The sequence below is a fragment of the Winogradskyella poriferorum genome (assembly GCF_036553625.1).
Taxonomy (GTDB): domain Bacteria; phylum Bacteroidota; class Bacteroidia; order Flavobacteriales; family Flavobacteriaceae; genus Winogradskyella; species Winogradskyella poriferorum.
Map to the genome: position 1 here is coordinate 608,594 of NZ_JAZHOU010000001.1, position 13,473 is coordinate 622,066.

13 protein-coding genes are annotated in these 13,473 nt (G+C 34.4%); 2 read left to right on the top strand and 11 right to left on the bottom strand.

The window, feature by feature from the left end; genetic code table 11:
- Window positions 1–129 precede the first annotated feature (129 nt).
- Window positions 130–567: a hypothetical protein gene (locus V1468_RS02805; protein ID WP_331808734.1), complete on the top strand. Its 438-nt coding sequence runs from the start codon at window positions 130–132 to the stop codon at window positions 565–567.
- A gap of 4 nt (window positions 568–571) precedes the next feature.
- On the opposite strand, the gene V1468_RS02810 is transcribed toward V1468_RS02805, so the two are convergent.
- The 9 genes from V1468_RS02810 to V1468_RS02850 form a co-directional block, all read right to left on the bottom strand.
- Entirely contained in the window at window positions 572–1,102 is a 531-nt protein-coding gene (locus V1468_RS02810; protein WP_331808735.1) for a hypothetical protein, read from the bottom strand.
- A 173-nt stretch (window positions 1,103–1,275) separates the two neighbouring features.
- A complete protein-coding gene (locus tag V1468_RS02815) occupies window positions 1,276–3,510 on the bottom strand; it encodes a TonB-dependent receptor (protein ID WP_331808736.1) in 2,235 nt (744 codons plus the stop codon).
- 492 nt (window positions 3,511–4,002) lie between these two features.
- Window positions 4,003–4,407, bottom strand: a complete 405-nt coding sequence (gene arfB, locus V1468_RS02820) for an alternative ribosome rescue aminoacyl-tRNA hydrolase ArfB (RefSeq protein WP_331808737.1) — start codon at window positions 4,405–4,407, stop codon at window positions 4,003–4,005.
- 2 nt (window positions 4,408–4,409) lie between these two features.
- Entirely contained in the window at window positions 4,410–5,966 is a 1,557-nt protein-coding gene (locus tag V1468_RS02825; RefSeq protein ID WP_331808738.1) for a DUF4301 family protein, read from the bottom strand.
- The gene (locus V1468_RS02830) at window positions 5,963–6,532 is read right to left on the bottom strand and encodes an ATP-binding protein (RefSeq protein ID WP_331808739.1); all 570 of its coding nucleotides are present in this window, start codon (window positions 6,530–6,532) and stop codon (window positions 5,963–5,965) included. Before V1468_RS02830 ends, V1468_RS02825 begins: the two co-directional genes overlap by 4 nt.
- On the bottom strand, window positions 6,493–7,125 hold the full coding sequence (gene pnuC, locus V1468_RS02835; protein ID WP_331808740.1) for a nicotinamide riboside transporter PnuC: 633 nt from the start codon (window positions 7,123–7,125) through the stop codon (window positions 6,493–6,495). Before pnuC ends, V1468_RS02830 begins: the two co-directional genes overlap by 40 nt.
- Before the next feature lie 12 nt (window positions 7,126–7,137).
- Window positions 7,138–7,398, bottom strand: coding sequence for a hypothetical protein (locus V1468_RS02840; RefSeq protein WP_299097235.1), 261 nt, complete (start codon window positions 7,396–7,398; stop codon window positions 7,138–7,140).
- A gap of 2 nt (window positions 7,399–7,400) precedes the next feature.
- Window positions 7,401–8,123 carry a phosphoglycerol geranylgeranyltransferase gene (locus V1468_RS02845; RefSeq protein ID WP_331808741.1) on the bottom strand — a complete coding sequence of 241 codons (723 nt, stop codon included), beginning with the start codon at window positions 8,121–8,123 and terminating at the stop codon, window positions 7,401–7,403.
- Window positions 8,124–8,126: 3 nt separating this feature from the next.
- On the bottom strand, window positions 8,127–8,753 hold the full coding sequence (locus V1468_RS02850) for a 4'-phosphopantetheinyl transferase family protein (RefSeq protein WP_331808742.1): 627 nt from the start codon (window positions 8,751–8,753) through the stop codon (window positions 8,127–8,129).
- A 133-nt stretch (window positions 8,754–8,886) separates the two neighbouring features.
- Here V1468_RS02850 and ahcY point away from each other — a divergent pair, with 133 nt between their 5' ends.
- A complete protein-coding gene (ahcY, locus tag V1468_RS02855) occupies window positions 8,887–10,203 on the top strand; it encodes an adenosylhomocysteinase (RefSeq protein ID WP_331808743.1) in 1,317 nt (438 codons plus the stop codon).
- A gap of 121 nt (window positions 10,204–10,324) precedes the next feature.
- On the opposite strand, the gene V1468_RS02860 is transcribed toward ahcY, so the two are convergent.
- On the bottom strand, window positions 10,325–11,095 hold the full coding sequence (locus tag V1468_RS02860; RefSeq protein ID WP_331808744.1) for a hypothetical protein: 771 nt from the start codon (window positions 11,093–11,095) through the stop codon (window positions 10,325–10,327).
- Window positions 11,096–11,315: 220 nt separating this feature from the next.
- Window positions 11,316–13,445 (bottom strand): S46 family peptidase, encoded by a 2,130-nt coding sequence (locus V1468_RS02865; protein WP_331808745.1) that lies wholly within the window; start codon window positions 13,443–13,445, stop codon window positions 11,316–11,318.
- Window positions 13,446–13,473 lie beyond the last annotated feature (28 nt).

Genomic DNA, 13,473 nt, shown 5'->3' on the forward strand with positions numbered 1-13,473 from the left:
TTTCAAAAAAGATCCCGAAACAAATTCGGGACTAAAGAAAAAATCTCGCGTCAACGAGATTACTTTGCAAATATATAAAATATTTAGTGCAAAGCTTAAATAATTGTAAATTGAGCCTCAAAAATTAAGATGAAAAAACTAATCATAATCCTCTCATTCATAGCTATATCATGCGGTAGCGACGATAACATTAATAGCAACTGCAACTTCTTATTTGATGCTGGTGTTAACCTCAATGTAAATACTAATTTACCACAGTTTAATCAACTACAGTTTAACAGTAATGCTGTATATGTTGCTAACCAAGGAAATAATGGTGTTTGGTTGTATCGCCTAAACTCTACTACATTATACGCTTGGGATGCAGCAGATCCAAGTCATGCACCTGGCGCCTGCTCAACCTTAACAGACTCTGGCACTGGAGATATAGTTGTTTGTAGTTGCGATGATGCCAACCAATATAGTTTATCTACAGGTATTGGATTGAATGGAAACACACAATCTTGTACCTTGCAACCCTATAGAGTTGATGATCTGGGTAATGGCCAATATTTGGTTTCTAATTAAAGTACTATTTTTCTAAGTGTATTTGAAAACCTAATACTGCCTTAAAGGTATTTGAATCTGAACTTGATAGATTCCCTCTCTCATAGACTAGAGCAAACTCTATACCTACAACACTGTTAAAAAATGTAACTTGCCCAAATCTTGCACCATATAAACTTGAGTTTTCAGAATTATCTGAATTACTGACAATATCAGACACCGTATGTGCATAATCATAATGCAATTGGGCAAATAGATTAAATGGTTTATCTGTTTTTAGAAAATAATATCTGGTAAACAATCCTATGCCATAAACTTTATGGATGTCTAATTTTTCAAATCTTAATGCAGAGCCTAAAGCAAACTTATCTTTTAAAAAGTAGCCTATGCTAGGTTTTATTGTTATATACTCTCTTTTATAACTATCTCCGTTATCGTTATTGAAGTTTTGACTTGTATATTCACCACTACCACCCACCAACCAATTACCTTTGGTTAGCTGTGCATTAAGGGTTAAGGATAGGCTAAATACTATAAAGAAAAATAATCTCTTCATTGTTATTGTTTGTTTTTCAAATTAACTAGAATCATTTTGAAAAATTGTTCTATTAAAAAGTAGAATAAGTAAATTCTCACATAAATATAGTATACCTAAATCTAATAAAACATAAAACCACACTAAAAAAAATTTTAATGTGGTTTTATTAGTAGTAAATTTTAAGATATGAACTAAAAACTCAGGGTCATACCAACCAAGAAGTTAGTTGTAGCTTGTGGATAAAAACCTGCTCCTTCAATAGTTGTTACTACATTAGGATCTGACCACGTATCATCATAAGTGTAATAGTAACCATTAGAAATATATTTCACATTAAATATATTGTTTACCAATCCTGTGAACACGATAGAATCAAAAATAGGTTGAGAATTTTCAGTGCCTCGGAATGCTAATTTGTAACTAACATTAAAATCGTTAATAAAGTAGCTATCTAACTTAGAAGCATCAGCTTCTGTATTACTCATGTATTGGTCACCGACATATTTACTTAATAAAGCCATTTGTAAATCTTGTACTGGCTGAAATACAATTGCATTTGCTGCTACAAGTTCTGGTGAAAACGAGATATCAGTTTTGCCTAAGTTTTGTAATTCGCCATCAAAATCGATGATGGTTTGTTTGTTCTTGTTAGAGCTCAGCGTTACATTAGGTTGTAAGGTTAATTTTGGTGTTACCGGAATTATAGCTTCTAACTCTAAACCTAAACGGTAGCTCTCTCCACTATTGGCACGTATTGGGTTACCAACATCATCTAACTGACCAGACAGCACCAATTGTTCATTATACAACATATAGTAAGCATTCGCATTAAACGTAAAATTTCCGTTTTTGTGTCTCCAACCTAACTCAAAATCGTTAAGCTGCTCTGGCTCAATATCGTTATTACTTTCAAAATCGGTACGATTTGGTTCTCTGTTGGCTCTGGCATAAGAGAAATAAAGACTGTTACCTGCATTTAATTCATAGGTTATACCTGCTTTTGGATTGAAGAATGTAAATTCTTTATCAACTTCAAAATCAACTAAATCAGATGTGTTTCCGAAGGTTTTATAGGTTACGTTTCTAACCTGTAAATCTCCGTAAAGGCTTACTTTATCATTTAGCTTATAGTTAGCCTTAGAGAAAACGGATAAATCATTTTTTAAACTGTTACCATCGTAGTAACGGTCTCTAATTTGGCTTTGACTGGCATATTCTGCCCAAATGATTTCACCAAAATGATCTCCATCATAATGGCTAAAAGAACCACCAAAAATTAAATCGATATTAGCATCTTTATAGTTTGCGGTGGCATTTACAACATAAAAATCATTATCTAACCAACGACGACGAATAAGGTCTGTAGTGTTAACTACTTCTCCATTAAAGTCTAATTCTTCTAAACCATAATCTGAAAAATCTTCATCTTCTTTATACTGCTCAAAATACCCACGACCATTGGTATAGTTTAAGCCAATAGTTGTAGACCAGTTATTGTTGTAACGTTGATTCCAGTGCAATTGATAATGATCTTGGCTGTAATTATCTACCTCGTTATCATAAAACTGAATATTTCCTTCAGCATCCTCGTACATTCCTGCTGTGTTGTAGGTTCTATCATTCTCTAGCAAGTCTAGATCTTCTAAACCATTCCAAGATTGGTACGTTACTTCTTTACCACCAAAAACAACTGCTTTTATTAGAGTATTGTCATCTACGTAAGCACCTTGTAAGAAATACGATTTTAAGTCTGCTGAAGCTCGATCGATATAACCATCTGATACAATGTTAGACAAACGACCAGCAATTTCGATATGATCGTTTAACAATCCTGTGCTAAACTTTACCGTATGTTTTCTGGTATTATAACTACCAAAAGAATTTGAAATTTCGCCATAAGCATCCTTTGCAACAGCATCTGTAAGCACGTTGATACTAGCACCAAATGCACCAGAACCATTGGTAGATGTACCAACACCACGTTGTAACTGTAAACTTTCTACAGAAGATGCTATATCTCCTAAATTAACCCAAAATGTCCCTAAAGATTCGGCATCATTATAAGGAATACCATTAATAGTTACATTGGTAGATTGCGGACTTACACCTCTAACTCTAATACCTGTGTAACCCACACCAGCACCTGCATCTGTTGTAGTAACTACAGATGGTAAAAAGTTTAACAATACAGGTATGTCTTGCCCTAAATTACGTTTTGCAATCTCTTCTTTAGTAACGTTAGAGTGTGTAATTGGCGCTTTTTCCTTTACACGTACAGCTTTTACTAAAACTTCGTCTAGTTTTTCGATTTTAGTACTGTCTTGCTGTTTTTCTTGTCCATAAGCTGAACAAAGGCTTAAAATAAAAATGAAAATTGTTAATCTCTGTCGTTTTGTTTTTGAGAGATTGTTGAATAAATTTTTCATACGACTATAGTCTTATAATCGAATAAAAAGAGGTAATTATTCTTTTGTTAATAATTGATTTTTGAGCAGTTTTAGAATGAGATTTGATGCTAGGTTGGTAAAATTCTGAAACATTAAATGGATATTTTTAAGTCATTTAATGCTTAGAAGTAAAACCAACATTGATGACCTAATCGCACTCGCTAAAAATGTCTACAAGACATTTTCTTAACGCTCGCTTCCTAAACAGCATTACCTGTTCTAGGTTCAATGGGTATGATCTCAGCCTAATGATTTTAGATCTCAGATTTTTGATTTCAGATTTTTGAATCTTACGATTCATCAATCGTCAATCTCAAATCGTCATTCGTCAATCAAAAAAAGCACCCCTTTTTTGAGAACGGCGCAAAGATAAAACCTCTTTAAAGATTAACAAATGAAAAATAGTAATAATTAAACCTTCTCTATACTATCTTCATACTCCAGAATTACTCAAAATGACGCGCTTTTCAACTAATTGATTTTTGGCGGTTTTCTATTTGCCTTTTTTTCAGCGTTTTTGCGTTTGGTATCGAGTCGCTTTCGTTTTACCGCTTTTGGCACTTTGGTTGGTTTGCGCTCTTTTTCTTCTTTTAATCCTTCAACAATTAGATCTAAAAACTTTTGAGTAACTAGTACTTTGTTTCTAAACTGGCTTCGGCTTTCGCTAGAATCTAAGATTAAAACACCTTGTTTATTCAATCTATTCTGAAAAAAATCTACCAAGCGTGCTTTTTCGTCGTCCGTAAATTGTTCTGAAGCTACGAGATTAAAGTGGAGCACTACTTTTGAAGCTACTTTGTTAACGTTCTGCCCACCACTACCTGAGCTTCTGACAGCTTTATAAGTTAATTCAGATTTTAAGGCTTCAACATCCACAATTAGTCGATTTGATGTGGTGCCTTTAATAAATCGTTTACTGTTTTTACTGGGTTGAATGTAATGATTGGCACCTCAACAAAAATAGTGTTCCAATGTGCCATACTACCATTCCAAAGTCCAGGTAATTCTAATGCTTTCAGATCTTTTCCTAGTTTGGTTTTTGCTGTAATAAATGCTGCGTTATGATCCACAAAATCTTCTAAATCAAACTTTTCGCCTTTGTAGTTTTTTACACCACAAACCAAATCAACCGGATTAAAGTGTGTTGCATTGGTTAGAATCTCCTTCTGACCTTTATTCTTTAGATTTATTTGCGCAGACTCTACAATTTGCAAAGACAGATTGCCATAGATATCTCTTACCCAAAAAGGTCCACCACCTGGTTCACCCTCATTCTTTACCATACCACAAATTCGAATAGGTCTATTCAGTTTTTCTTTAAGGTATTCAATCTTATATTTATCTAAATATTTCTTGTATTCACCAGAAATTTTAACACACATTTCATTGGTTAAAAAAGTTTCAACCTCTTCAAATTCTTTATCTGAAATACTTTCTTGATCTAACACTCTAAGACACTCAAATGACTTGGTTTGAAGCTTCAGTAAAATTCCAGCAAGGATCTTTTTATACTTTGCAACCTCTTCTTTGTATTGTTTTACAACCACATTATCTATATTCTTTATGAATATAACATCAGAATCTAATGCATTTAAGTTTTTTAATAATGCACCATGTCCAGATGGTCTAAAGAGTAATGTGTCATCATCGTTTCTAAAAGGTACATCCTTTGGAGTAACTGCTATGGTATCTGTAGATTCTTGTTGGTAAGAAAATGAAATATTGAATGATACTCCTGTGTTCTCCTCAACATATTCTTCAATACGTCTAAACTCTTCTGTGAATTTATCTCTATAATTCTCTGAAATTGTAAAATGAAGTTCGGCTTTCTTATCATTTGAAGCATACAATGCTGCTTCGTACAAGTGCTCTTCAAACGCTGTTGAAATATAGCCGTTTTTGTACTTGTGGAATGGAAGTAACCCTTTTGGGGAATTTCCAAAATTAAGTTCGTCTTCACCAAGCATTATTTGAACAAAATGGACTGCCTTGTCTTGTGTAGATAAGGTTTTGAAATCAATTCCTTTTTTATGTAAACGTTCTAAAACCTGCTCATAAAATGGAAATTTTTCTAAACCAACCAGAAAGAATGCTAAATCCTTTGAATCATTCTTATTGATAAAAGAGTTTAACGATTCTTTTTGAGGATTATAGTCCTTTAAAAACTTAAATAAGAATTTAAACATTCTAGTTGCTGCACCAGATGCTGGTACAAATTTTAGAAGTGATAGGCCTTCTTTATTGGTGTCAAAATGCGAAGTCGCTTCTTCCTTTTCTTTATCTGATAAAGCCAGTATGCCATTACCTATGGTAGCTGCTGCTGCAATATTTGTAAATGGAATTCCGGTTTTAAACAACTCTATTTGAGACTCTACCTGATTTACCGTAAGTCCTTTAGCTTCTATCTGTTTAATATCGTTTTTTGTAAAACTCATTTTCTTTTTTTAAGTAGGTTATCAATATGCTCAACGGCTGTTTTTAAGCGCTCTTGTTTGTTTCCTTTTAACAGAACATAAGGTCTGTTGTATTTAATTAAAGCGTTTTCAAAAGCTTTGAACATTCGTTCTCTTTCATTGGGTTTATCTCGCAAATCATCTGCTTCCCAAGGCGTGTCAATATAAGTTAAAAAATAGAGGTCATAAGAATTTTTTAGAGCATGTGCTTCTAAAATCGGGTCACATGTACCAGAATAGTACGCTTCGCTATACACCTTAGTTTCAAGTATATCTGTATCGCAAACAAGTACTGAATCTGTTTTTTGAGCCAAGTCATTTTCTAATTTTATTTGGCCTATGGCTATTGGCAATAAATCGTGAGGCTCACAGGTTTTTCTTTCGTTGTTCCATTTATTTTGAAGATACTCTCGCGCATATTCTGGCACCCAAACCGAATTGTAATGTCTGGCCAATTGCCTAGACAGTGTTGTTTTACCAGTAGATTCTGGACCAAATAATACAACTTTTATGCAGTTGCTTGGTTGCTGTTTAAGTGCTTCTTCCATGCTAAGTATCCGAATATTGCAATAATTGTAAAGCCAAGATATTGAAAACTAGTGAAAGTAAACCCTTTATAAAAATATAATGGCACAGAAATAATATCTCCGATAATCCAGAAGATCCAGTTTTCAATTTTTCGTCGTGCCATTAACCACATACCAACAAAGAAAATGGCTGTTGTAATGGTATCAACGTACGCTACCCAACCATTCCATTTATCAAAAGTTTTATAGACTATAAAAACAAAAACCAAGGTTGCTAAAAAGATACCTAAGCTTAGTGATTTTTCTTTTGATGTGGTTCTCGAAATTGGTGTTACGTGTGTTTCGTCAACCTTTCGCGTCCAAACAAACCATCCGTATACGCTCATAGCAAAATAGTATGCGTTAATCATCATATCACCTAGTAGCTCCCACTTTAGCAATAGGTATACAAATATGATGGTACTTATCATTCCGGTTGGAAAGACCATAATGTTATTTTGCTTAGAAAACCAAACCGACAAAAACCCAAATACGACTGCAACGATTTCTAAAATGATATCCGTTGTAGCATATTCAGCATATTGCGAAAAGAAAAAATCAAAAATTTGGCTCATAAATAAATAGCTTTAGAAATGTGGCTCGTACTCACTTCTGTTTGTTTTTACCACTTTCATGGTGAGTACACTAATATCTGTATTTTCAAAAGACGTTTTAATGGCATCATTTAAAAATGGCATTAATTCATCAAATTCTCCAAAAATCTGTGTGCTTAATGGATTTTCTAAAACCGTAAATTTTGAAGCTCTCAAAGCCTTAATAAAATCTATAATATGAGCTTCGTAATCGTTTTGTAAAGGAGATAAGGTTAAGTCTATTGATATTTGCATGATTATAATTTTAGTTGTTCAAAAAAAAGTTGATTCGTTTCAAAGGCTGTGCCTATAACCACAAGATCTGCTCCTGCTTTATAGGCTGCTTCTAATTCGGTTTTAGATCTAATACCTCCACCAACAATAAGTGGAATATTTAAGGTGTCTTTTACTGCTGAAATAATTTCTGGCTCTATAGGATGTGTTGCTCCACTTCCAGCTTCAAGATAGATTAGTTGCATCCCTAAAAGCGCTCCTGCTTTGGCTGTATCTACAATATGTTGCTTATTCGATCTGCTTAAAGGTTTGGTATTGCTTACGCGCTCTACAGCAGTTTGTTTCCCATTTTCAATAAGAATATATCCTGTTGGAAGCACTTCGAGTTGTGTTTTGGCTAATTTAGAAACCGATTCTACATGTTTACCAATGAGATAATCTGGATTTCGACCAGAAATTAAAGACAAAAACAGAATACCGTCAGCCTCATCTGTAATTTGTGTTACATCACCAGGAAACAGCATTACTGGTAGTGTTGTATATCGCTTAATGGCCTGTACTACAGCTTCAGTAGCTCCTTCATCTACTTCACTTCCACCAACAAAAATGTGAGTTGCTACAGATTGATTGATTTTTCTCACAATGCCTTCAATCGTGTCAAGTTCTGTTTTATCTGGATCGATTAAAACTGCAAGCAACCTTTCGCTTTCAACTATAGACTTTTTTATGTGAGAATAGATGGTCATAGATTAAGGAACGACGTATGCACAAGTAAAGCCTTCAAACTCTAAAAACGCAGTATTGTATCTGTATTTTCTACCCTTATAATCTATCCAAGCAATGGTTTCTCCATCATCGAACGTGAATGGAATTACTAAAAAATGCTCTTTAAACAGCATACCTGGAGTTGCAAAAAGCTTATACAACGATTCCTTAATTCCCCAAATTACAGTAAGTTTATTAATGTAATCGTCAGCAGATTTATCCAGATAATTAAACTCGTAGTCCACAAACTTGTGTGCAATAACTGTAATTTTATCGCGCTGCATTTCAATATCTATACCGACTTCTTTATCGCTAACAATAACTCCTGAAAACGTAAAACTGTGTGTTATAGAAATATGCTTACCGTCTTTAAGATGTGGTTTTCCATTATCGTCATAAAACAAATCTTGATCTGTATAACCAAACTCATGAAGCAAATGCCTTACACTTAAAAAACCGCGCTGATGCAGTTCGCTTTTCATACCCGACACGCGTTCAAGACTTTGCGGTTTTAAATCTAGAGGTTGAAGTAAATCGGAATAAGACTCTTCAATCTTCCAGATTTTAACAGTAGTTTGTGAGTTTACACTAATGGATTTGTACAGTGGCATTTAATATTGTAAAACCTATTGATTATCTTTGCACTGCCTAAGGCAGATTTGGCATTTTTTGGTAAGCGAATTTAACCATTTCAATGTTAAACCCAAAGGCAAGAACCATTTTAAAAATTTGAGAAAAAAGAATATGAGTACAAAAACAATTCCTTTCGTACCAAACAAGGTAAAGGACATGTCGTTAGCGGCTTGGGGAAGAAAAGAGATTGAATTAGCCGAAGCAGAAATGCCAGGTTTAATGAGCTTACGTGAAGAGTATAAAAACGAGCAACCGTTAAAAGGTGCACGTATTGCAGGTTGTTTGCACATGACCATACAAACTGCTGTTTTAATTGAAACTTTACAAGCATTAGGTGCAGAAGTAACTTGGAGTTCTTGTAACATTTTCTCTACTCAAGATCAAGCTGCTGCTGCTATTGCTGCTGCGGGAACAGCTGTTTATGCATGGAAAGACATGACGGAAGAAGAGTTTGACTGGTGTATAGAGCAAACCTTATTTTTTGGAGAAGATCGTAAACCATTAAACATGATTCTTGATGATGGTGGTGATTTAACCAATATGGTTTTAGATAAATATCCAGAATTAGCTTCTGGTATTAAAGGTTTATCTGAAGAAACTACAACTGGTGTACACCGTTTATACGAGCGTGTTAAAAACGGAACGTTACCAATGCCTGCTATAAACGTAAACGACTCTGTAACAAAATCTAAATTTGATAATAAATACGGTTGTCGCGAAAGTGCTGTAGATGCAATACGTCGTGCAACAGACGTGATGTTAGCTGGAAAGCGCGTTGTTGTTTGTGGTTACGGAGATGTTGGTAAAGGTACTGCTGCTTCTTTTAAAGGTGCTGGAAGTATCGTAACAGTAACTGAAATTGACCCAATTTGTGCGTTACAAGCTGCTATGGACGGTTTTGAAGTTAAAAAATTAGAAACTGTAGTTGGTAATGCAGATATCGTAATTACTACAACTGGTAACAAAGACATTGTACGTTCAGAGCACTTTAAAGCAATGAAAGATAAAACCATAGTATGTAACATTGGTCATTTTGATAACGAAATACAAATGGCTTGGTTAAACGAAAACTACGGTAATACTAAAAACACGATTAAACCTCAAGTAGATAAATATACTATTGATGGTAATGATATTATCGTTTTAGCAGAAGGACGTTTAGTAAACTTAGGTTGTGCAACTGGTCATCCAAGTTTTGTAATGAGTAACTCTTTTACTAACCAAACGTTAGCGCAAATAGAGCTTTGGAATCATTCTGATAAGTACAACAACGACGTGTACATGCTACCAAAACATTTAGATGAAAAAGTAGCGGCATTACACCTAGAAAAAATTGGTGTTGAGCTTACAGAGCTTAAGCAAGATCAAGCTGAATATATTGGTGTAACGGTTGAAGGTCCTTTCAAACCTGAGCATTATAGATATTAAGACTTCCTGCGAAAGCAGAAATCTCAATTTCCAAAAACTAAATCCCAAACATTACTGTTTGGGATTTTTTTATTCATCACTTTGAGTGATTTTTGAGGTACGAGAAAATTTTATCGAGAAGTTAATATCCAGAAACTAATAATCTTCTTGCGCCTTTAATACCGCATTTTTGATATTTGTGATAAGCTTGTGCAGCACGTTCTGCTATTTGAGAATCCGATTCATCCATAATCCAGCCATCTATTGCTGACTTTAGCGTGTAAGCTTCAGGTGCCATTAAACCTGTTGTCCAAACTAATGGATTTGCTTTTGTTTTTTCTAAATAGGGTTTAAAATATTGTTTGCTAATGCAAGCTAGAATAATTGCATCTCGTTTTGTTGTATTTAGTTGCGTGAAATTTCCATCAACATTAAATTCCATTAAACCATCGTGACCAACATAAGCCAACAATCCTGATTTTCCACCAAAACTAAGTGTTTTATCACTATACAATACAGAGAATTCATTTCGTCCTGAAGTAGCTTCTAAAAAATCAATTGTAGTTTGTTTAATGTACTTTCCGTCATAAGCATCTGCCAATAAGTAAATATTCGATTTTTTATGTTTGAATAGTAAACGTTCTAAAATTTTAGGATTATCAGATTTAATTGTTTTAACCAAAGTCCAATCCTTACTATTTTTAAAATGTGTTTTAACACCATATAAAGCGCCCCAATACAAGTTATTTTTAGGATCTTGACCATTTCCTAATTTACTTGGCACTGGCACAATCCCTTGGTTGTCGTTATCACATAAGGCAACAAACACGTGAATTGTCTTTACAGCATCTTCATCAGATTTTGAAAAAGCAAGACATACAATTACAGATAAAAGAAGTAGAAGTTTTTTCATCTATTTAATTTTTTCAAGAACCTATGGTCTAGTTATTTAATAATTTTATGGTGAATAGCCTTTGTTTGCCAAATGCCTATTATGGGCTTTCATATTTGAATAACGTCTTTATATCTAAAAATATTTCACAAAAAAAACCTCACAAAAGAAATACTGAAACAAGTTCAGTATAACACTCGTGAGGTTCATCTATAAACGTGAAATTAAAGAAAGTGTATCGCTACTTTTTTGCTTTCTTCTTTTTCTTGTTCTTTTTTCCTGATGCTTTCTTCGGATGCACCAAAGTCATTTCATCAATTAAGTGTTTTGCACCAGCATACTTATCAACTATGAAAAGCACATAGCGTAAATCTACCATTATGTTTCGGCAGATTTCTGGGTCGTAGTTCATATCACTCATCGTACCTTCCCAAACACGGTCAAAGTTTAAACCTACTAAATTCCCTTCAGCATCAATAGCAGGACTACCAGAGTTTCCTCCAGTTGTGTGGTTTGTTCCTAAAAAGCACACTGGCACTTTTCCGTTTTTATCGGCATAAGGACCATAATCCTTTGTGTTGTATAAGTCTAAAAGTTTCTGTGGCACATCAAACTCATAATCGCCTGGCACATACTTTTCCACTACACCTTCTAAATAAGTTACAGGATTATAGTACACTGCATCTCTTGGCGAGTAGCCTCTAACCTGACCATAAGTAACACGCAACGTACTATTTGCATCTGGGAAATAACGCTCGTTTGGCAAGGCTTTCATTAAAGCCGTCATATACTCAGTTTGCAATGCTGAAATAGTTTCATTTTTTTGTTGAAATTCTGCATCTATACTATTAAAAAATTCATCAATGATGGGTTTCGCATAAGCATAAGCCGCGTCATTATTTAAGTTTTTAATTACAGATTCAGCATCGCCTTCTAATAATTTTAAAGCCGAATCTAAATCCGTAAATGCCGTTTTATCATAGATTGAAGCATCAACTGGTTTTCCATATAATGGCATTACATTTAAGTACACACCTTTATCTACATTGGCATCAAAGTTTTTCAGAATACCTTCAAAACGGCCTTTTAAACTTGCTTTTGCACGTTCTAAACTTTCAGGATTTGCCAATAGCGCTTGTTCAACCTGATAGGCTCTAAAGGTCATTTGCATCAATTCACTTGTTACCAAAAAGACTTCAACAAAATTTCTTCGTTTAATATTTATTGGACCAAATTCTTTATAAAGCTTATCAAACTCAGGTAAAATATGACCATACTTTCCTTCTAGTCCCTTTTCCTTTAATGCTTTTTTAAAAGTTGCTTCAAATTCACGACGCTTAGCTACAGCATCACTTTTTTCGATACCTAAGTTTTCTCCAATCCATTTTTTCCAAGCATTTGCAATTCTGGCTTGTTTAGACGCATACTTAATACGCACCTCATCGCTGGCTTTCATATTGGCATCAATAACTTTTAAAGCCGCTTCTCTAATTTCGATATTTGTTGGATTGTATTCTTTTGTAATATGCTCAATCGCTACAGCTGGTAAATACTCATTAGTACGACCAGGAAAGCCAAAAACCATTGTAAAATCGCCTTCTTCAACACCATCTAAGGACACAGGTAAATAATGCTTTGGCTTGTAGGGCACATTGTCTTTGCTGTATTTTGCTGGTCTGTTATTCTTATCAGCATAAATTCTGAACATAGAAAAATCGCCTGTATGTCTCGGAAATACCCAGTTATCTGTATCGCTACCAAACTTACCAATGCTGCTTGGTGGTGCACCAACCAATCTTATGTCTTCAAAACGCTCAGTTACAAATAAGAAGTACTGATTGCCTTTGTAAAACGACTTTGTTTTAACGTCTTGCCAATTTTCTTTTGGCCAAGATGCCATTGCAGCATTGCTGTTTCTAGTGATTAAAGATTGCTTTTCCTTTTCGGTCATAGTTTCGTTTACACCATTTAAAACAGTATCTGTAACATCGTGAATACTTACTATAAACTCAATAAACAAGCCTTCATTTGGCAGTTCTTCTTCGAGCGTCATTGCCCAAAATCCATTTTTTATATAATCGTTTTCTAAAGACGAATGCGACTGAATCTGGCTAAATCCACAGTGATGATTGGTAAGCACCAAACCTTTGTCTGAAATCACTTCGCTGGTACAACCACCATTAAAATGACCAATAGCGTCCTTAAGACTAGAATTGTTAACATCGTAAATGTCTTTGGCAGTCAACTTACTACCAAGGCTTTGCATTTCGTCTTCATTCATTCCTTCTAAAAGTGAGGGAATCCACATACCGCCTTGTTGAGCAGACACCTGAAAAACAACGAAAAAACAGAGTAATTTTATTAATCGCATAGTATATATTTTATTGATTTTGTAAAGA

Coding starts and splice junctions, on each gene's coding strand:
- V1468_RS02850 (WP_331808742.1), bottom strand. CDS start 8,753: ATGCCACTGTACAAATCCATTAGTGTAAACTCACAAACTACTGTTAAA.
- V1468_RS02815 (WP_331808736.1), bottom strand. CDS start 3,510: ATGAAAAATTTATTCAACAATCTCTCAAAAACAAAACGACAGAGATTA.
- V1468_RS02845 (WP_331808741.1), bottom strand. CDS start 8,123: ATGACCATCTATTCTCACATAAAAAAGTCTATAGTTGAAAGCGAAAGG.
- ahcY (WP_331808743.1), top strand. CDS start 8,887: ATGAGTACAAAAACAATTCCTTTCGTACCAAACAAGGTAAAGGACATG.
- V1468_RS02840 (WP_299097235.1), bottom strand. CDS start 7,398: ATGCAAATATCAATAGACTTAACCTTATCTCCTTTACAAAACGATTAC.
- V1468_RS02865 (WP_331808745.1), bottom strand. CDS start 13,445: ATGCGATTAATAAAATTACTCTGTTTTTTCGTTGTTTTTCAGGTGTCT.
- V1468_RS02810 (WP_331808735.1), bottom strand. CDS start 1,102: ATGAAGAGATTATTTTTCTTTATAGTATTTAGCCTATCCTTAACCCTT.
- pnuC (WP_331808740.1), bottom strand. CDS start 7,125: ATGAGCCAAATTTTTGATTTTTTCTTTTCGCAATATGCTGAATATGCT.
- V1468_RS02805 (WP_331808734.1), top strand. CDS start 130: ATGAAAAAACTAATCATAATCCTCTCATTCATAGCTATATCATGCGGT.
- V1468_RS02825 (WP_331808738.1), bottom strand. CDS start 5,966: ATGAGTTTTACAAAAAACGATATTAAACAGATAGAAGCTAAAGGACTT.
- V1468_RS02830 (WP_331808739.1), bottom strand. CDS start 6,532: ATGGAAGAAGCACTTAAACAGCAACCAAGCAACTGCATAAAAGTTGTA.
- V1468_RS02860 (WP_331808744.1), bottom strand. CDS start 11,095: ATGAAAAAACTTCTACTTCTTTTATCTGTAATTGTATGTCTTGCTTTT.